18 protein-coding genes are annotated in these 17,659 nt (G+C 68.9%); 15 read left to right on the top strand and 3 right to left on the bottom strand.

Annotated features, from left to right (window positions below; genetic code table 11):
* Positions 1 to 17 precede the first annotated feature (17 nt).
* The 13 genes from J3U95_RS08045 (at position 18) to J3U95_RS07985 (ending at position 14,682) form a co-directional block, all read left to right on the top strand.
* Entirely contained in the window at positions 18 to 1,070 is a 1,053-nt protein-coding gene (locus J3U95_RS08045) for a GNAT family N-acetyltransferase (protein WP_208278088.1), read from the top strand.
* Complete coding sequence (locus J3U95_RS08040; RefSeq protein WP_208278087.1) at positions 1,058 to 1,282, top strand: hypothetical protein; 225 nt, start codon at positions 1,058 to 1,060, stop codon at positions 1,280 to 1,282. Before J3U95_RS08045 ends, J3U95_RS08040 begins: the two co-directional genes overlap by 13 nt.
* Before the next feature lie 33 nt (positions 1,283 to 1,315).
* On the top strand, positions 1,316 to 2,458 hold the full coding sequence (locus J3U95_RS08035) for a glycosyltransferase family 4 protein (protein WP_208278086.1): 1,143 nt from the start codon (positions 1,316 to 1,318) through the stop codon (positions 2,456 to 2,458).
* A gap of 26 nt (positions 2,459 to 2,484) precedes the next feature.
* Complete coding sequence (locus J3U95_RS08030) at positions 2,485 to 3,522, top strand: DUF354 domain-containing protein (RefSeq protein ID WP_208278085.1); 1,038 nt, start codon at positions 2,485 to 2,487, stop codon at positions 3,520 to 3,522.
* Entirely contained in the window at positions 3,509 to 4,690 is a 1,182-nt protein-coding gene (locus J3U95_RS08025; protein ID WP_208278084.1) for a Gfo/Idh/MocA family protein, read from the top strand. Before J3U95_RS08030 ends, J3U95_RS08025 begins: the two co-directional genes overlap by 14 nt.
* Positions 4,690 to 5,586 (top strand): hypothetical protein, encoded by an 897-nt coding sequence (locus tag J3U95_RS08020; RefSeq protein WP_208278083.1) that lies wholly within the window; start codon positions 4,690 to 4,692, stop codon positions 5,584 to 5,586. The genes J3U95_RS08025 and J3U95_RS08020 overlap by 1 nt, the downstream gene beginning before the upstream one ends.
* Positions 5,565 to 7,328: a glucosamine inositolphosphorylceramide transferase family protein gene (locus J3U95_RS08015; RefSeq protein ID WP_208278082.1), complete on the top strand. Its 1,764-nt coding sequence runs from the start codon at positions 5,565 to 5,567 to the stop codon at positions 7,326 to 7,328. Before J3U95_RS08020 ends, J3U95_RS08015 begins: the two co-directional genes overlap by 22 nt.
* A gap of 34 nt (positions 7,329 to 7,362) precedes the next feature.
* On the top strand, positions 7,363 to 8,913 hold the full coding sequence (locus tag J3U95_RS08010; protein ID WP_208278081.1) for an O-antigen ligase family protein: 1,551 nt from the start codon (positions 7,363 to 7,365) through the stop codon (positions 8,911 to 8,913).
* Entirely contained in the window at positions 8,910 to 10,025 is a 1,116-nt protein-coding gene (locus J3U95_RS08005) for a glycosyltransferase family 4 protein (RefSeq protein ID WP_208278080.1), read from the top strand. Before J3U95_RS08010 ends, J3U95_RS08005 begins: the two co-directional genes overlap by 4 nt.
* Positions 10,009 to 11,154, top strand: a complete 1,146-nt coding sequence (locus tag J3U95_RS08000; protein ID WP_208278079.1) for a glycosyltransferase — start codon at positions 10,009 to 10,011, stop codon at positions 11,152 to 11,154. Before J3U95_RS08005 ends, J3U95_RS08000 begins: the two co-directional genes overlap by 17 nt.
* A 22-nt stretch (positions 11,155 to 11,176) precedes the next feature.
* Positions 11,177 to 12,658 carry a lipopolysaccharide biosynthesis protein gene (locus J3U95_RS07995; protein WP_208278078.1) on the top strand — a complete coding sequence of 494 codons (1,482 nt, stop codon included), beginning with the start codon at positions 11,177 to 11,179 and terminating at the stop codon, positions 12,656 to 12,658.
* A 243-nt stretch (positions 12,659 to 12,901) separates the two neighbouring features.
* Complete coding sequence (locus J3U95_RS07990) at positions 12,902 to 14,362, top strand: GNVR domain-containing protein (protein ID WP_208278077.1); 1,461 nt, start codon at positions 12,902 to 12,904, stop codon at positions 14,360 to 14,362.
* Complete coding sequence (locus J3U95_RS07985; RefSeq protein WP_208278076.1) at positions 14,359 to 14,682, top strand: superinfection immunity protein; 324 nt, start codon at positions 14,359 to 14,361, stop codon at positions 14,680 to 14,682. The genes J3U95_RS07990 and J3U95_RS07985 overlap by 4 nt, the downstream gene beginning before the upstream one ends.
* On the opposite strand, the gene J3U95_RS07980 is transcribed toward J3U95_RS07985, so the two are convergent.
* Positions 14,679 to 15,239, bottom strand: coding sequence for a PAS and helix-turn-helix domain-containing protein (locus tag J3U95_RS07980; protein WP_208278075.1), 561 nt, complete (start codon positions 15,237 to 15,239; stop codon positions 14,679 to 14,681). The genes J3U95_RS07985 and J3U95_RS07980 overlap by 4 nt on opposite strands.
* Before the next feature lie 153 nt (positions 15,240 to 15,392).
* On the opposite strand from J3U95_RS07980, the gene J3U95_RS07975 reads away from it, so the two are divergent.
* Both J3U95_RS07975 and J3U95_RS07970 read left to right on the top strand, forming a co-directional pair.
* Entirely contained in the window at positions 15,393 to 16,088 is a 696-nt protein-coding gene (locus J3U95_RS07975; RefSeq protein ID WP_208278074.1) for a CoA transferase subunit A, read from the top strand.
* A gap of 24 nt (positions 16,089 to 16,112) precedes the next feature.
* Positions 16,113 to 16,763 carry a 3-oxoacid CoA-transferase subunit B gene (locus J3U95_RS07970; RefSeq protein ID WP_208278073.1) on the top strand — a complete coding sequence of 217 codons (651 nt, stop codon included), beginning with the start codon at positions 16,113 to 16,115 and terminating at the stop codon, positions 16,761 to 16,763.
* A gap of 58 nt (positions 16,764 to 16,821) precedes the next feature.
* Here J3U95_RS07970 and J3U95_RS07965 read toward each other — a convergent pair whose 3' ends face one another.
* Both J3U95_RS07965 and J3U95_RS07960 read right to left on the bottom strand, forming a co-directional pair.
* Positions 16,822 to 17,202 carry an energy transducer TonB gene (locus J3U95_RS07965; protein ID WP_208278072.1) on the bottom strand — a complete coding sequence of 127 codons (381 nt, stop codon included), beginning with the start codon at positions 17,200 to 17,202 and terminating at the stop codon, positions 16,822 to 16,824.
* Entirely contained in the window at positions 17,199 to 17,615 is a 417-nt protein-coding gene (locus J3U95_RS07960) for an energy transducer TonB (protein WP_229519700.1), read from the bottom strand. The genes J3U95_RS07965 and J3U95_RS07960 overlap by 4 nt, the downstream gene beginning before the upstream one ends.
* Positions 17,616 to 17,659: the final 44 nt, after the last annotated feature.

Here is a 17,659-nt window from a genome sequence, read left to right as displayed (position 1 = left end):
GACAACATGGTGGAACAATGAATGATCGACTCGACGATCGACTCGACCTGGTAAGCGGTGCGGCGCCGCAAGAAGCGGTGCTCGTCGGGCGGCCTTTTCCACCGTCCCTGCGCGCCTTGCTCGAGACGTGCCACGAGAACGTGTTCTGCACCGAGGCGCGCTGCGCGGCCTTCCCGGCCGACGCCGAGGTGGCCTGCCATGTCGCGCTGCGCGACGGCGTTCCCGTCACGGGCGTGCTGTATCGCCGCGAAGGGGGCGCGATCACGGTGCTGAGCGAGCTGTTCGCCATCGGAGGCTGCGCGCTCGAGCAGATGGTGCGCTGCCTGTTCGGGCGGCACGAGGGCGTCCATTCAATCCATTTCCCGGCGGTGGAGACGCCGCCCTGGCCCTTGCCGTTTCCGTCCCAGCGCTACGGCGCCACCGAAGACCTCGTGATCTCGCTGCCGGGCACGCCCGAGGCCTATCTCGCCAGCCTCGGGCCGAATACCCGTGCGGCGATCCGGCGCGCCCAGCGGATGGTCGCGCAGCAGGCGCCCGATATGGCGTTTTCCTTCCATGGTCCCGACACCATCGACCGGGCCGATGTCGCCGCCCTGGTCGAGCTCAACTGCCTGCGCCTGGCGCACAAGAAACAGTCCCCGAGCCATACGGCGGACTCGCTGGCCACGCTGGAGAGCATGTTTGGCGCGTATGGATGCGTCCTGTTCGCCCGCAGCGGCGGACGTATCCGCGCCGGCGTGGCGTGCACCCATGTGGGCGGGCATGCCTATATGCACGTGATCGCGCACGACCCCGGGTTCGACCAGGCCCGGCTCGGCCTGCTGTGCTGCTACCTGAGCATCTGCGAGTCGATCCGGCGCGGCATGCGCGAGTATCACCTGCTCTCCGGCCGCTACGACTACAAGCGTCGGCTGCTCGGGCAGCAGCGCGACTTCGACCGCATCGTCGTGTATCGCTCGCTGGCCGCGGTCATGGCGAGCCTGCCGACCTATGCCCGCACCCTGGTGCGCGGGCGGGGGCGCCAGGCCAAGCAGTGCATTTCGTCCTGGAGGCGATCGTGGAGATCCTAGATATCGGCCGGCCCCTGACCGAGCGGGAGCGCACCGGCCCGCCCGAACAGCTGCCATTGCTGTGGGACGAGACAGAGGCGCCGGCGCCAGGACACCCGGCGCCACGCGCGGCGAGCGAGCGCGATGCCGCCATCGAACGCGAGACGCGGCGCGCCAAGACGGTGCTGCTGACCCTGCTCGGCGCGATCCTGCTGGCGTCCCATTTCCTGTGACACGAGGGCGCACACATGCCTGGAGCGACAGCCATGAACCGTGAAAAGAAGATCGTGATGCTCGGCACCCATGTCGATGGCTGCGGCGGCATCGCGTCGGTCATCGCGGTGTACCGGGCCGCGGGGCTGCTCGCGCGGCGCGACATCGTCTACCTTCCGACGCATCGCACCGGGCCGGGACGGGCCAAGGTCCACCTGTTCGCGCTGGCCCTGCTGGCCACCTTGCGCCTCCTGGCCAGGGGCGAGGTCGCGCTGCTGCACGTTCACGTGGCCATCAACGCCAGCTTCTGGCGCAAATATGTCTTCTTCCTGCTGGGTTACCTGTGCCGGGTGCCGGTCGCGCTGCACCTGCACGCGGGGCGCTACCCCGACTACTACCGCAACGGATGCGGCCCGCTGGCCCGCCTGCTGATGCGCTTCGCCTTCGACCGGGTGCGGGCCGTCGTCGTCGTCTCGGGCGAACTGCAGGCCTGGGTGCGCACCGTCTCGTCCCAGGACCGCGTCGTCGTCCTGCACAACCCGGTGCTGCTGCCGCAGCGCGCGCATGGGGTCGCGCCTGCGGCCCGGCCAGCGCGCGCGCGCGCGCCGGCGACCTTGCTCTTCCTCGGCCATCTCGAGGCGGGCAAGGGCTGCCACGACCTGCTGCGCGCGATGCGCACGATCGTCGCTGCCGTGCCGCAGGCGCGGCTGCTGCTGTGCGGCGACGGGCAGCGCGACGAGGCGCGCGCACTCATCGCGGCCCTCGGACTGCAGGCCAATGTCGACTTGCCGGGCTGGGTCGACGCAGGCGAACGCGCGGCCTTACTCGACGCAGCGACCGTCTTCGTGCTGCCGTCGCACGCCGAAGGCTTGCCGATGAGCCTGCTCGAGGCGATGGCACATGGCGTCCCGGTCGTCGCCACGGCCGTCGGCGGCATCCCGGAGGCGGTACGCGATGGGGTGGAGGGCGTGCTGGTCGCGCCCGGCGACACCGCGGCGCTCGCCGACGCGGTGCTGGGCCTGCTGGCCGACCCGGCTGCCCGCCTGCGCCTGGGCGCCGCCGGCCGCGAGCGGGTCCGGACGGAGTTCTCCAGCACGCGGATGATCGCCACGCTGGAAGACCTGTACGAGAAGCTGGCGGCCAGGGAGGCGCGCCGGCCCGGCAGGCGCGAACGCTTCGACGAGAAAATCGGCTGACCGGGCCGCGCATCACGGGGGAATCCATGAAGATATGGTTCGATCTATCCAATTCGCCGCACATCAATATGTTCCGCACGATGATCCGCGACCTGCAGCGGTCGCACGAGGTCATCGTCACCAGCCGCCCGCTGGCCAATACCGAGGACCTGCTGCGCATGCACCGCATCCAGCACACGACGGTGGGCGTGCACTATGGCCGCTCCCTGATCGGCAAGACCTTCGGCTTCCCGATCCGCGTCGCGCAGCTGGTGCGCTTCCTGCGCCGGCGCGGGGTCGAAGTGGCGGTGTCGCAAAGCTCTTTCCACTCGCCGGTCGTGGCCCGGCTGCTGGGAATCCGGTCGGTCTACCTGAACGACAACGAGCATGCGGCCGGCAACGTGCCGGCCTTCGCCTGCGCCGACCGGATCATGGTGCCAGAATTCCTGACGGCCCAGAACCTCCGGCGGCAGGGCGCGTCGCTGGCCAAGGTGGAGCGCTATCCCGGCGTGAAGGAGGGGATCTACCTGTGGGAATATGCGCAGCGCTGCAGGGCCCCGACGCCGGCGCCGGCGCGCGCGCGCCGCTCGCCGGCGCCGCCGCGCATCTTCGTCCGCCCCGAGCCCTGGACGGCCCAGTATTATCGCGGACCGAGGAACTTTTTGGACGACGTCATCGGCGCGCTGCAGCACCGGGCCAGCGTCACCGTGCTGCCGCGCTCGCGCGAGCAGTACCAGCATTACGCCGGCGCGGCATTCAGGGCTTGCCGCACCCTGTCCGGCGTGATCGACATCGAGACCATCGCCGGCGAATGCGACCTGTTCATCGGCGCGGGCGGCACCATGACGCGCGAGATGGCCGTGCTGGGCGTGCCCACCATCTCGGTCTACCAGGACGCGCTGCTCGATGTCGACCGCTACCTGATCGCCGAGGGCGCCTGCGCCCACCTGCCGGCGCTCACAGCGCAAGACGCCCTGGACTACCTGGCCTCGCGCGAGCGGGCCGGCCCCAATGCCGGCCTGCTCGCCAAGGGGCGCGCCGCCTACGACATGATCAAGCACGAGGTGACCCATGCACACGCCTGACACGCCCCCCATCCGCATCGCCATCGCCGGCCTGGGCAAGATGGGCCTGTCGCACCAGGCCCTTGTCAACGCCCATCCCGACCTGGAGCTGGTCGCCGTCTGCGATCCCGCGACCTACCTGCTGGACATCATCGGCCGTTACACCAGGGTGGCCACCTACAGCGACTATGCGCGCATGCTCGAGCGCGAGCGGCTCGATGCGGTGCTGGTCGCCACGCCATCGCGGCTGCACGCGCGGATGGTGCGCGCGGCGCTCGAGCACGGCCTCGACGTGTTCTGCGAAAAGCCGTTCTGCCTGGACATCGAGGAAGGCGCGCGCCTGGTGGCGCTGGCCGCCGCGCGCGGCGCGGTGACGCAGGTCGGCTACCACAACCGCTTCCTGGGCACCTTCGAGGAGGTCCGGCGCCTGCTCGACGTGGACGCGATCGGGCGCGTGCATCACGCGCGCGTCGACTGCTATGGCCCGGTGGTGCTGCGCCCGAAGGGCGCCACCTGGCGCAGCAGCCGCAACGAGGGCGGCGGCTGCCTGTACGACTACGCATGCCACGGAATCGACCTGCTCAATTACACGGTCGGCCCGCCGACCGGCGTATCCGGTTCGATCCTCAGCGGCGTCTTTTCCGCGTCGGCCGACGACGAGGTGTATGCCAACCTGTCTTATGCCGACGGCAAGACCGCGCAACTGTCCGCCAACTGGAGCGATGACAGCCACCGCAAGATGTCGACCACGCTCGTGCTGTGGGGCACCAACGGCAAGATCGAGGCCAGCCGCCAGGAGCTGCACATCCACCTGCGCACGCCGGTGGCGGCCCGTCCCGACCTGGCGGCTGGCTGGAACGTCCGCTATACCACCGACCTGACCAGGCCGGTGTGGTTCTACCTGCGCGGCGAGGAATATTCGGCGCAGATCGATTATTTCGCCGAATCGATCCGGCAGCGCCGGGTCGACAGCCACTGCGGCCTGGCCGCGGGCCTGGCCACCGACATCGTGGCCGACATGATCCGGCGCGACGCCGCCAGCGCGGCCGGCGCCCGCACCGACACGGTCACCGGCGCCGCGACGGACCTGGCAAGCGCGCGCGGCGTCCCGGGGCGCTGGGGAAGGCTGCGCGACGCAGTGCTGAGTTCGCCCGAAACGATCATGAAGGCATTGAAAGGGAGCCCTTGATGGACCGTATTCTATTTGGAGACAACCAGTTTTTCGGCATCAACCACATGTCGGACGAGCATGCCCGCGCCCAGAGCATGCAATTCCAGAGCAACGAGGCAGTCATGGCGATGCTCGACGGCGTCCTCGAAGAAGGCATCGAGGTGCTGATGTGCACCACCCATGAGCGGGTCGCCGCGATCTGCGAGGCCATCCGTGCGAAGCCGGCGCGCTACCGCCAATTGAAAATCTATCCCTGCATGCCTTACGCGCACAAGTATGCCAACGCGGTGTCCGAGCTGGGAATCATCGACACGGTCCGCAAGTTCCTGCCGGATGAGTCACCGCTGACGGCGGCGGTCATGAGCGGCATCGCCGTGGCGCGGCGCGACGTCGACGCCCTGATCCGGCGTCTCATCGACGCCGAAATGAAGATGTTCGCGGCGATCCCGACACCGGTGATCTTCCTGCAGAACGTGGTCACCGACCTGGCGCTGGGCCTCGGCTTCCATGACGCGCTGCGCACCTTCCACGACCATGTGCGCGAGCGCTACGAGGCTGAGCCCGGCTTCATCACCATGAACCTGCCGCGGCTGCTCGAGGCACTCGACGCCGTGGGCATCGACAACCCGATCGTCTGCGCCAACGTCAACAAGATCGGCTTTCGCATGTGCGGCGGCTTGCCGGCCTACGAGGAAACCGTCGCTACGCGCAAGTTCCGCGCGGTGGCGATGTCGGTGTTCGCGTCCGGCGCGATCCCGGCCGAGGAAGCGATCGAGTACGTCTGTGGCCAGCCGCGCATCGAATCGATCGTGTTCGGCGCTTCCAGCCTGGGCAAGGTGCGCCATACCAAATACCTGATCGACCACTATACGGCGCTGGGAAGGGGCGAGCCATGCAGCGTGCGGGTGCAATGAAGCCGCTGCGCGTCGGCCTGGTGCTCGAGACGCGCGCGAGCGACGCCTATGCGGCCGCCCTGTGCGACTGGCTGGTGGAAAGCCGCGACCTCGAGCTGGCGCTGGTGCTGGTGTCTGACGGAGCGCCGCCTGGCCGGGCCGGGCGCAAGCGCCGCCCAGCGGCCCAGGGGCGAACTGCGCCGCGAATTGCGCCGCCGACTGCGCCGCCGACTGCGCCGCGGGTACCGCTGCTGTTTGCCGGCGTGATGGCCATCGAGCGACAGTTGCTGCGCCACTACGAGGCGCACCGTACGCACCTGGACGTGGTCGACGTGGCCGCCCTGGCCGCCGCGCGCCGGGTGCCGGTGCGCAGCATGGCGCTGCCCGGCCTGGCGTGCGCCGCGGCGCCCGCTGCGGCGTCCGATGTGCCTGCGGATGCGGCGCCCGACCCGGCGTTCCCGGCGATCTCGCATGCCGAGCTGGCCGGCCTGGAACTGGACCTGCTGGTGTGCTGCGATGGCGTCGCGTGCGACGAGCGCCTGGGCCGCGCGGCGCGCCTCGGCGCCATCGGCATCGACTACCGGCGCGACCAGATCGCCGGCAGCGCGCCCATCGGCTTCTGGGAAACCTATCACCGCGCACGCAAGACCGGATTCGCCATCGTCCGGCTGGGACGGGCAGGGGAGGCGGGCCAGGTCCTGGTCGAGGGGGCGTTCCGCACCAAGTATGCCTTCCTGCTCAACCAGGCGCACCTGTTCTGCAAGGCGCATGCCCAGCTGCGCAGGCTGCTGGGCGACGTGGCCATTACACGCACGCTGCCGGCCGCGCGCGATCCGGTCCCCTACTCGGGATGCTGCCCGGCGCAACCGGACAGCCTGCACGCGCTGCTGTACGCGCTCAAGCTGGCCGGGCGCCTCGGCATGCGCGGCGCGCGGCGCATGCTCGGCATCCGTCACAAATGGACGCTGTCGGTGACCCGCTCCGGATGGCGCAACGCCGCCCTGTGGCGCGGCGTGCCGGTGGCGGCGCCCCACGGGCATTTCTGGGCCGATCCCTTCCTGCGCGTCCATGCCGGAAGGGTGTACTGCTTCGTCGAAGACTATGTGTATGCCACCAACCGCGCGCATATCTCGGTGCTCGAGATTACCAAGGCCGACGTCAAGTGCCTCGGCGTGGCGCTGCAGGAGGGCTTCCACCTGTCGTTTCCCTTCCTGTTCGAATACGGGGGGCATCTCTATATGTGCCCCGAGACCTCCGAGAGCAACCAGATCCGCATCTACAAATGCGACGAGTTTCCGCTGCGCTGGTCGCTCGATTCGGTCGCCATCGACGGCATCTCGGCCGCCGACTCGATGTTCTTCGAACACCGCGGACGCTGGTGGCTGCTCACCAGCATCGACCGCTCGGGCCTGAACGACCACTGCTCCGAGCTGTGCCTGTTCCATGCACCCGATCCGCTCGGCGGAGCATGGACGCCGCACCCCATGAACCCGCTCTACATCGATACCGACATGGGGCGCAATGCCGGCCTGATCGTGGACGAGGGACGCATCTACCGCGCCGCCCAGCGCCAGGGGTTCGACCAGTACGGCGAAGGCCTGGCCCTGTACGAGATCATCGAGCTCGACGAGACCAGGTATTCCGAGCGCAAGGTCACCGACATCCGCCACGATTACCTGCAGCGCTCGCTCGGCAGCCACCATATCTCGTCGGACGGCAACGTGACCGTGGTCGATTTCAAGACCCATTGCTTCGCTCCCTGAGGGGCCGACCTGACCAGGACCCGACGAGAACCCCATGAGCGATCCGATCCTGCCACCGCTGTCGCCGCCACTGTCGCCATCGATCCCGGCAGCCGTTGCGTGTCCGCCCGCCGCGGCCCGTCCGGCCGAGTCGGCGCTGGTGTACCTGGCCTGCCTGGGGGCGGCGCTGGCGGTCGGCATGGCGTGCGAGCTGCTCGGCGGCGTGCGCGCCGCCGCCGTCCTCGGCGCCGGCGTGGTGGCGCTGCTCGGCATGCGCGATTTCCGGGTCCTGGCCGTGGCGGTGGCCTTCCTGCTGCCGTATGTGCCGACCTGGTTCCTGTCCGAAGGCGTGGCCGGCGTGTCCGGCCAGCGCATCGTCGGCCTGGTGATGCTGCTCGCCCTGGTGTCGGTCGCCTGCGGCCATGCGCTCGATCCCTGGCGCATCCGTTATCCCCGCTGGCGGCCGGCCTTCCTGGCCTATGTCGCCGTGTTCGTGTTCGCCGCCCTCAACGGGGCCGGGTCGGCGAGCGCCATCCCGGAGTATTTCAGGGTGCTCGAGGTGGTGCGCGAAACGACGCCGCTGGGCTACCTGCGGGTGAGCCTGTTCGCCCCCGCCCTGATCATCGCCGGCTGTGCGATCGCGGGCCTGCTGGCGGCGAACGTGCGCGATCCGCGCTGGATCCTGCTGCCGGTGCTGTCGTCGGCGGTGCTGCTGGCGGCGCTGGTCTGCGTGTTCGCGCTGCTCGGCGCCAGCGCCGGCGCCGACCTGGCGCAGCAGGAATCGCGGCGCTCGCTGTCGGTGCTGGGCCTGCATGCGAACGAACTCGGCCTGCTGCTGAACATGGCGCTCGCGCTGGCGATCTGCGCCCTCGGGACGGCCAGGTGCGCCATGGCCCGGGTCGCGCTGGCGCTGGCCTGCCTGGCGCTGATGGCGGGCGTCCTGATGACCTTCTCGCGCGGCGCCTTCCTCGGGCTGGCGGTGGTCATCCTGTACGCGCTGGTGACCGCGCGCGGCCGCAGCTGGCTGCTGTGGGGGCTGGTCGCGCTGGCGCTGGCCGTGGCCCTGTCGTCCGATTCGCTGGCGCAGCGTGCCTTGCACGGCATCGGCGGCGGCGACCTCGACTTTCTCAGCTCGGGCCGGATCGACGCCATCTGGCTGCCCCTCATTCCAGAAATACTCGACCACCCGATCCTGGGCGCCGGCCACGCATCGATCCTGTGGTCGCAGGCGGCGCAGGCGCGCACGATCTTGCCGGTGAGCCATCCGCACAGCGCCTACCTGGCCTCGCTGCTCGACGTCGGCATCGTCGGCAGCGTGCTGACCGCGCTGTTCTTCGCCCATGCCTGGCGACTGCTGCGGCGCGCGGCGCGCCTGGCCGCCCGGCTCGCCCAGGGCGCGCTGGCCGGGTTCTTCGGCGGCGGCGCGGCCTGCATCCTGCTGCTGCTGGTCCAGGGCCTGACCGACGACAGCTTCATGCCGGCGTTCACGCATGTGTATTTCTGGCTGTGCTACGGCGCGGCGGTCGGGACCCTGGCCCGTACGCAGTCCGCGCGTGCGGCGAGCACCGCGGCGCGCGGCCGGCCCGCAGCGGGGGAGGCGTCATGAAAGTCTGTTTCGTCGGCATGGACAACCTGCCGGTGCTGGCCGAAGAATTCAATATGCACGGGATCGGCGGCGAGCAGGTCCAGCAGACGCTGCTGGCCCGGGCACTGGAGCGGCGCGGCTTCGAGGTCAGCATGGTGGTGTACGACTACGGCCAGGCCGACCGCCGCAGCTGGTCGGGCATCGTCACCCACCGCGCGTTTCGCCAGGCGGCCGGATTGCCGGTGCTGCGCTTCATCTACCCACGCTGGATCAAGACCTGGCGCGCCCTGCGGCGCGCCGATGCCGACGTGTACTACCTGAGCTGCGCCGGCATGCAACTGGGGCTGGTGGCGCTGTTCTGCCGTCTTCATGGCCGCAAGCTGGTGTTCCGGGTCGCGCACGACAGCGACTGCGTGCCGGATGCGCTCCTCATCCAATACCGGCGCGACCGCAAGCTGTACGAGTACGGCTTGCGGCGGGCGCACCTGGTGCTGGTCCAGACGCAGCGCCAGCGCGACGCCATGCTGCAGAACTACCGGCGCCACAGCACGGTCGCGCGCATGCTGGTGCAGCCGGCGGCGGAGCCGGTGGAACGCGATATCGACGTGCTGTGGGTGAACAACCTGCGCCAGTTCAAGCGTCCCGACCTGCTGCTCGAGCTGGCGCGCCGCCTGCCGCGCCTGCGTTTCTGCATGATCGGGGGAGAGCAGCCCGGCGCCGCCGACCTGTATGCCGGCATCGCGGCGCAGGCCGCGCAGCTGCCCAACCTGTCCTTCAGCGGCCGCGTGCCGTATCACCGGATGGCCGGGCGCTACGCGGCGGCGCGCGTGTTCGTCAATACCTCGGACAGCGAAGGTTTTCCCAACTCCTACCTGCAGGCGTGGATCCACGGCACGCCCACGGTCGCCTTCTTCGACCCCGACGGCGTGATCGCCCGCGAAGGACTCGGCCATGCGGCCACCACGCTCGACGACATGGCGGCGCAGGTCGCCGCGCTGGCCGCGGGCGGCGCCGACTGGCACGCGCGCAGCGCGCGCTGCCGCGCCTACATGGAGCGGCATTATGCCGAGCAGGACGTGCTCGGCCCCTATCTGGATGGACTCGAGGAGGTCTGCCATGGAACAAGCAACTGAACGGCCGCTGCATGTGATGTTCCTGGTCGTGTCCGCCAGCGTCGGCGGGGCCGAGACCCATGCGGTGACGCTGGCGCAGGCGCTCGACCAGCGCCGCTTCTCGGTGTCGCTGGTCTACCTGAAGGACGAGGCCGAGATCCCCGGCGCCTTCGACGACGAGCATTGCCGGGTATCGGCGTTCTGCCTGAACGCCCGCAACAAGCTCGACCTGGGCGCGGTGCGCCGGCTGGCCGACTATGCGGCACAGCGCCAGGTCGACATCATCGTCTGCGCCAACCCGTATCCGCTGATCTATGCATGGGCGGTGCGACTGCTGTCGCGCAAGCGCCTGCGCGTGGTCGAGATCCTGCATTCGACCGAGCCGTTCACGCGGCGCGCCTGGCTGCAGATGGTTCTGTACCGGCCCCTGATGTGGATGTCCGACCTGCTGGTCTTCGTCTGCAAGAACCAGCGCTCGTATTGGGAGACCCAGCGGGTGCGGGCGCGCAGTTCGCAGGTGGTGCACAACGGCGTGGACCTCGGCCGCTTCAGGAACGACTTCGGACCGGCGCAGATCTGCGCCTTCCGCCGCCTGAACGGCTTCGCGGACCACGACTACGTGGTCGGCATCTGCGGGATCCTGCGCCAGGAGAAAGGGCACCAAGACCTGTTGCGCGCGCTCCACATGGCGCATGCGGCCGGCACCTGCGCCAAGTGCCTGATGATCGGCGACGGGCCGATGCGGCCGGCGATCGAGTCGACCATCGAGCGCCTGCGCCTGACCGGAGATGTCGCGATCACGGGCGTGCTGGCCGACGTGCGGCTCGCCATCTCCTCGTGCGACGTGATCGTGGTGCCCTCGCACAACGAAACGTTCTCGATCGCGGCGCTCGAGGCGATGGCCCTGGGTAAACCCCTGATCATGGCCGACGTGGGCGGCGCTTCGGAGCAGGTCGAGCACTCGGGCAATGGCTACCTGTATCCGAAGGCCGATGTGGCCGCGCTGTCCGACCGCATCCTGCGCATGGCCGATCCCGGCTGCCGCAGCGCGTTCGGCGCCGCCAGCCTGCGCAAGGTGATCCGTGAATTCTCGCTGACGCGGATGGTGGATGCCTACGTGCGCGAACTCCTCGACCTGGCGCGCCACTGAGATGGGACGCGCCGGTCCAGCCATGGGAGTGAGCCGGTCGGCGGCGCTCCTGACCGCCGGCGGCATGGTCGAGTTCGCCTTGCAGTTCCTGCTGCCTGTGATCCTGGTGCGCCAGCTCGACCCTGATGCCTTCGGCCAGTACCGCTTCCTGACCCTGGTCCTGGGCACGGCGCTGGCGCTGGCGCCGGCCTTCATGCCGCAGGCGCTGTACTACTTCCTCCCGCGCGCCGGCGGCCGGCAACTGACGGTGATCGGCAACGCCGCCGCCTGGCTGGCCTGCATGGGCCTGGTCGTGGCCTTCCTCGTGAGTCCGGTCAGTCCGCTCGCGGGCGAGCTGCTCCGCGCGCTGCACCGGGCCACGCACGGCCTGTCGGCGCTGTACCTGGGCCTGTCGGTGCTGCTGACGATCGTGACCACGCTGGCGATCGCCGAGGGGCGCATCCTGTGGCACTGCAGTACCGAGCTGGCGCTGGCCCTGCTGCGCACCGCGCTGGTGGCCACGGCCGCGGTGCTGTCGCATGACGTCGCCTGGGTGGTGGTGGCGCTGGTGCTCGAGGCCACGCTGCGCCTGGCGGTGCTGGCGGCCTACCTCCTGACGCGGCCAGGCGGGGCGCGCCTGCGTTGCGAGCCGGCGAGCCTGCTGGCGCAATTGCGCTATGCACTGCCGTTCGCCGCGGGCGGCAGCCTGTTCGCCATGCGGGCCCAGGCCGACGGCTGGATCGCCGCCTCGGTGATGCCGCCGCACGTCTTCGCCGCGTTCACCATCGGCGCCGTGGTGCTGCCGGTCGCCACGCTGATCCGCCAGCCGATCAACAGCGCCATGCTCCCGCACCTGAACCGTGCCTTCGCCGCTGGCGCCCGCGCCGAAGTGCATGCGCTGCTGCTCAAGGGGAGCGGGGCGGCGACGCTGCTGCTGGCGCCGCTGGCCTGTGCGCTGATCCTGCTGGCGCCCGAGATCGTGGCGCTGGTGTACACCGAACGCTACCTGGCGGCGGTCCCGGTGATGCGCCTGTACTTGCTGCTGGTCGTGCTGCAGTCGGTGGCGGTCGGCTTCGCGATGCCGGCCCTCGACATGGGCCGGCTGGCGCTGCGGATCAATCTTGCCGGGCTGGCGCTGTCCGTCACCCTTAGCCTGGCCGGCGTGCACTGGTTCGGCCTGGCCGGGGCGGCGCTCGGCAGCGTGGCTGCCTTCCTGCTGTGCGAACTCGCGAATGCGCGCGCCGTGGGGAAGGTGCTGGAGCGGTCATGGCGCGCGATGTTCCCGCTGCGGCTGGCGGGGCTGGTGCTGGGCGCCTGCGTGGCGGGAGTCCTGCTGGCCGAATGGTGGGCGCCGGCGTTCGGCGCCGATCCGTGGCGCTCCCTCGGGAGCAAGCTGGGCGTGTACGCCGCCGCGACGCTGGCGCTGTTTGCCGCGGGTGGCGGCCTGGGAGAGCTGCGCCGCCTGAGCGCGCCGTTCGGCGTTGCCGGCGTGGCGCCGGTCGCGGCGCGGCCGCCATCGGCCTGAAGCCGCGATTCCTGGAGCACGTAGCTGGAACCTGCTTCAGCGCCGGCTGGGGGCGCTTGAAGCACGAATACTGCTTGCTGAGTTACCGATCGCCTTGATCTAACTCAGCAAGTAATGTGTTTATGGCGCTAGGGTAGTGGTAGCACGCTTGCCTTCACGCGCCACGTCATTGAGAGCTTACAGGGATAGGCTCCTGAATAGCCGCGCAGCAGTGCGCTGTGCCGGTCCAACCGAGGGAACAGCATGGGGAAGAACGAGATCCTGACACCGGAAGCGACGCCATTGGACAGGTTCGATCCCGGCCCTGCGCTGGTGCCCTTCAGGCTGGCGGAACATGTCGGGGTCATAGTGCGCCACCGGCTGTTCATCCTGCTGGTGACCGTGTCGGTGACGGCGCTGGGGACCCTCTACGCCCTGGCGCGGCCACCGTCCTATACGGCCAACCTGCTGATCCACGTGACCGACATGCGCTCGTCCGAACCGCGCACGCTGCTCGGCCATGCCACGCCGGGCGTGGCGTACAAGCGCGCCATGGCCGAGGCCGAACTGCTGCGCTCGCGCGCGGTCATCGGCACGGCCGCGACGCGCCTGCGGCTGGACGTGGTGGCCGAGCCGCGCTACTTCCCGGCGATCGGCACGGCGCTGGCGCGCTGGAATGCGCGCCACGGCCTGGCGCCCGCGCCCTATGGCGGCTACGCCTGGGGCGGCGAGCGCATCCGGGTGAGCGAGCTGGCGGTGCCCCCGGACCTCCTCGACCAGCCACTCCATGTCACGCGCCTCGACCGCGAGCGCTACAGCCTGAGCGTCGGGGACGGAAGCCGCGCCGTCGTCGGCCGGGTCGGCACGCCGCTGGCGGCGGCGCAGGGCGGCGGCAGCGTGCGCCTGACCATCGATGCGCTGGAGGGCGCGCCCGGCACCGCCTACCTGGTCGCGCGGCGCTCGGTCCCGGCCGTGATCGACGAGATCGGCGCCGCGCTGGACGTTGCCGAGCTCGGCAAGGACACCGGCGTCCTCAGCGTGAGGCTCCAGGGCGCCGAGCCGCGCCGGCTCACGGCCATCCTCAACGAGATCGGCAATGTCTATATGGAGCATGTGCGCAGCGAGAAAGCGAGCGAGTCGACCGGTTCGTTGGACGTGCTGCGCGCGCGCCTTCCCGCCCTGCGCCAGCGCGTCGTTGCCGCCGAGGAGCGCTACGAATCCTACCGCCGCCAGCACGGCGCCGCGGACGTCGTCGAGGATACGCGCCTGGCGCTCGGCCGGCTGTCCGCGACCCGCGAGCAGCTGGCCCAGCTGCAGCGCAGGCGCGCCGAGCTCGGCGTGCGCTTCGGCGACCAGCATCCGGAGCTGCTGGCGCTGGACCGGCAGCTCGACGGGGCGCGCCAGGAGATTGCCGGCCTCCAGGCCGAGGCCGGGCGCCTGCCCGCCGTGGCGACCGAGCTCGAGCGGCTCGCGCGCGACCTGAAGGCCGAGACCGACCTGTACAACGCTGTGTTGCGTCGGACGGAAGAGCTCGACGTCGATGCTGGAGACCGCTCCAGCAACGTCAGGATCGTCGACGAGGCGATCGTGCCAACCCAGCCGGCCGGTTCGCGCAAGGTGATCGTCGCACTGTCCGTCGTGCTCGGCCTGTTCTTCGGCATCGCCGGCGCCTTCGTCCTGACCTTGCGTGAACGGCTGCGCCAGCCGATGCGGGGGGAAGCATGAAGCGTGTCGCGCGTATCGGGATAGTCCTGCTGGCCGCCTGCGCGCTATGCCTGCTGCGCATCGCCCTGGTGCTGCTGGGGATCACCGTATATCTGTTGCTGCTGCCAGGTGTGATCGCCATGAAGCGCGACTATCCCCGTGCCGACCGGGTCTTCCTGTGGTGCGCGCTCCTGGGCTGGACCGGGGTGGGCTGGATCGCGGCCCTGGTCTTCGTGCTGACGCGGCGGACCAACCCCACGCACGCGAATGCCGGTCGTCAGCCCTCCATGGCCACCGGTGACGGCACCGTCGTATTTACCAAGCGCGGACGGGACTGCTAGCCGCGCACACCCACCAGCTTGTGCACCAGCTCCGACGAAGTCGACGCCGCGAATTTGCGCATCAGGCTGGCCCGGTGCATTTCCACCGTGCGCGGGCTCAGGGCCGTATCGCGTGCGATCATCTTGCTCGTCTTGCCTTCCACCAGCAAGGCCGCGATCTCGCGCTCGCGCGGGGTCAGTTGCGCCGTCACCGGGCGCTTTTCGCTGACGTCCTCGAAGGTCCAGACCCCGGCGCCCAGCGGCAGGGCCGGATCCAGCGCGCGGCCGGTCACGTGGCACCAGAACAGCTCGCCGTTCGCGCGGCGCATGATGCGCTCGTCCGAATAGCGTCCCTTGGCGTTCATGATGGGGATGATGCGGTCGCCAGTGCGCAGGAACTCGTCCATGGTCGGGTACAGGACGCTGAACGATTGCCCATCGAGCTTGCCGTCGGCATAGCCGAACATCGCCGCCAGCGCGCCGTTGCAGGTCTGGATCACGCGATCGACCGAGACGCACATGCCCACCGGCGCGTGCTGGAAGATCATCTTGTAATCGATGGCGCAAGGCGGATTCATCTGATGCAGATCTACAGCTGGGTTCATTCGCGGTGGTATGTGTGGAGAATGGCCGTAGTTCTACGGTATTGTGCATTGTTATCACGTATTCTATGCTGAGAGTCTACTCAGTAGTACAGAAGAGCTTTGGCTTAACCTATAAAAGGGACGGGTATGAATAAAGTTTATCCTGACGCGCGCGCCGCCCTGGCCGGCGTCGTTCAAGACGGCCAGACCATCGCCGTGGGCGGCTTCGGCCTGTGCGGCATTCCGGAAGCCCTGATCGCGGCGTTGCGCGATTCGGGCGTCAAGAATCTCACCGCCATTTCCAACAACGCCGGCGTGGACGGTTTCGGCCTCGGCCAGTTGCTGGAAACGCGCCAGATCAAGAAGATGATCTCGTCCTACGTGGGCGAAAACAAGGAATTCGCGCGCCAGTTCCTGGCCGGCGAACTCGAACTCGAGTTCACGCCGCAGGGCACCCTGGCCGAAAAACTGCGCGCCGGCGGCGCCGGCATCCCGGCCTTCTTCACCAAGACCGGCTACGGCACCATCGTTGCTGAAGGGAAAGAGACCCGTGAGTTCGACGGCGAGCACTACGTGATGGAACACGCGCTGTTCCCGGATGTGTCGCTGGTCAAGGCCCATATGGCCGACCGCGCCGGCAACCTGGTGTTCCGCAAGACCGCCCGTAACTTCAATCCGAATGTAGCCATGGCCGGCAAGGTCTGCATCGTGGAAGTCGAACAGCTGGTCGAGATCGGCGAGATCGATCCGGACCAGGTGCACCTGGCCAGCATCTTCGTGCACCGCATCGTCCACAATCCGACGCCCGAGAAACGCATCGAACAGCGCACCGTACGCGCCTGATCACCCACATTCGGAGACAAGAACATGGCATGGACTCGTGATGAAATGGCCGCGCGCGCGGCCCGGGAGCTGCAGGACGGCTTCTATGTGAACCTGGGCATCGGCTTGCCGACCCTGGTCGCCAACTATGTACCCAAGGATATCGAGGTGTTCCTGCAGTCCGAGAACGGCCTGCTGGGCATCGGCCCATTCCCCACCGAACAAGAAGTCGACGCCGACCTGATCAACGCCGGCAAGCAGACCGTGACGGCGCTGCCCGGCTCGGCATACTTCAGCTCGGCCGATTCCTTCGGCATGATTCGTGGCGGCAAGATCAATCTGGCGATCCTGGGTGCGATGCAGGTGTCGGAACACGGCGATCTGGCTAACTGGATGATTCCGGGCAAGATGGTGAAGGGCATGGGCGGCGCGATGGACCTGGTTGCCGGCGTCAAGCGCGTGGTGGTCGTGATGGAACACGTCGCCACCGCCAAGGACGGCAGCACCAGCCACAAGATACTCAAGAAATGCGACCTGCCGCTGACCGGCGTGGGCGTGGTCGACCGCATCATCACCGACCTCGGCGTGATCGACGTGACCGACACCGGCCTCAAGGTGGTCGAACTCGCGCCGGGCGTGAGCCGTGACGAGATCCTGGCCGCGACCGGCTGCGAACTGGATACGTCGGCGCTGTAGGCCGCAGCATCGGCCATGATGAAGGGCGCTGGATTCAGCGCCCTTTGTCGTTCATGCCTCAGTCCATCTTCCAGACGTATTGCACCGCAGTCCAGGCAGGCACCGGTTTTCCCTCGCGCATTGCGGGCTTGAATGTGCAGGCCGAGAGGGCGCTGCGGGCCGCTTCGTCGAGCGATGCGTCGCCGCTCGACTTGATCAGTCGCGACGTGACAACCTTGCCGTCTGGACCGACCAGGAAACCGACCGTCGTGATCCCCTCGACCTTGTTGGCCTTCGCCTGTTCCGGATAGACCGGGCTGCTGCTGCAGGAAGCATGGTTCCCGGCCGCCTGCGTTGCATCGGCCGGTGCGGCGGCTTGGCGTGAGGGCGACTGTGCGCAGCCGGCCAGGATAGCCGCGGCCGTGCCTGCAGCTGCAAGCAGGCGAATCACCGGCATCATTCCAGCACCCAAGTGTACTTCAGATCGGTCCATTGCTCCTTCGGCGCACCGTTCACCGTGCCCGGCTGGAACCGGCATTTGGCGAGCGCCGCGCGCGCTGTCTCGTCCAGCGAGTTGTTGCCGCTGGTCTTGCGCACCACCGCTTCGCGCACCGTGCCGTCGGCCCTGACCAGGAAGGCGAGGGTGACCGTGCCTTCGACCTTCGCGGCCAGCGCCTGCGGCGGATACTCCGGCTTGCGGCAAGACTTGAAGTTCACGACCGGCTCGGTGGTGACACTGTCCGGCATCGCGGCGAAAGGATTGACCGGCGCCGTCTGGGTGCAGCCGGCAAGCAGGGCCAGTCCGAATGCCGGCAGGGCGGCTTTCCAGCGCGGGTGGGCGAGGGTGCGAAACAGCGGTTTGTTGCGTGACATTCCTTCTCCTTCGTTGGCCGCCCCGATCGGATGTCTGGTGGCGG

Origin of the sequence: Massilia oculi (assembly GCF_017582745.1) — a bacterium.
Lineage (GTDB): Bacteria > Pseudomonadota > Gammaproteobacteria > Burkholderiales > Burkholderiaceae_D > Telluria > Telluria oculi_A.
The sequence above is the reverse complement of the archived record's forward strand: the minus strand, read 5'-3'. Positions and strand labels throughout refer to the sequence as shown.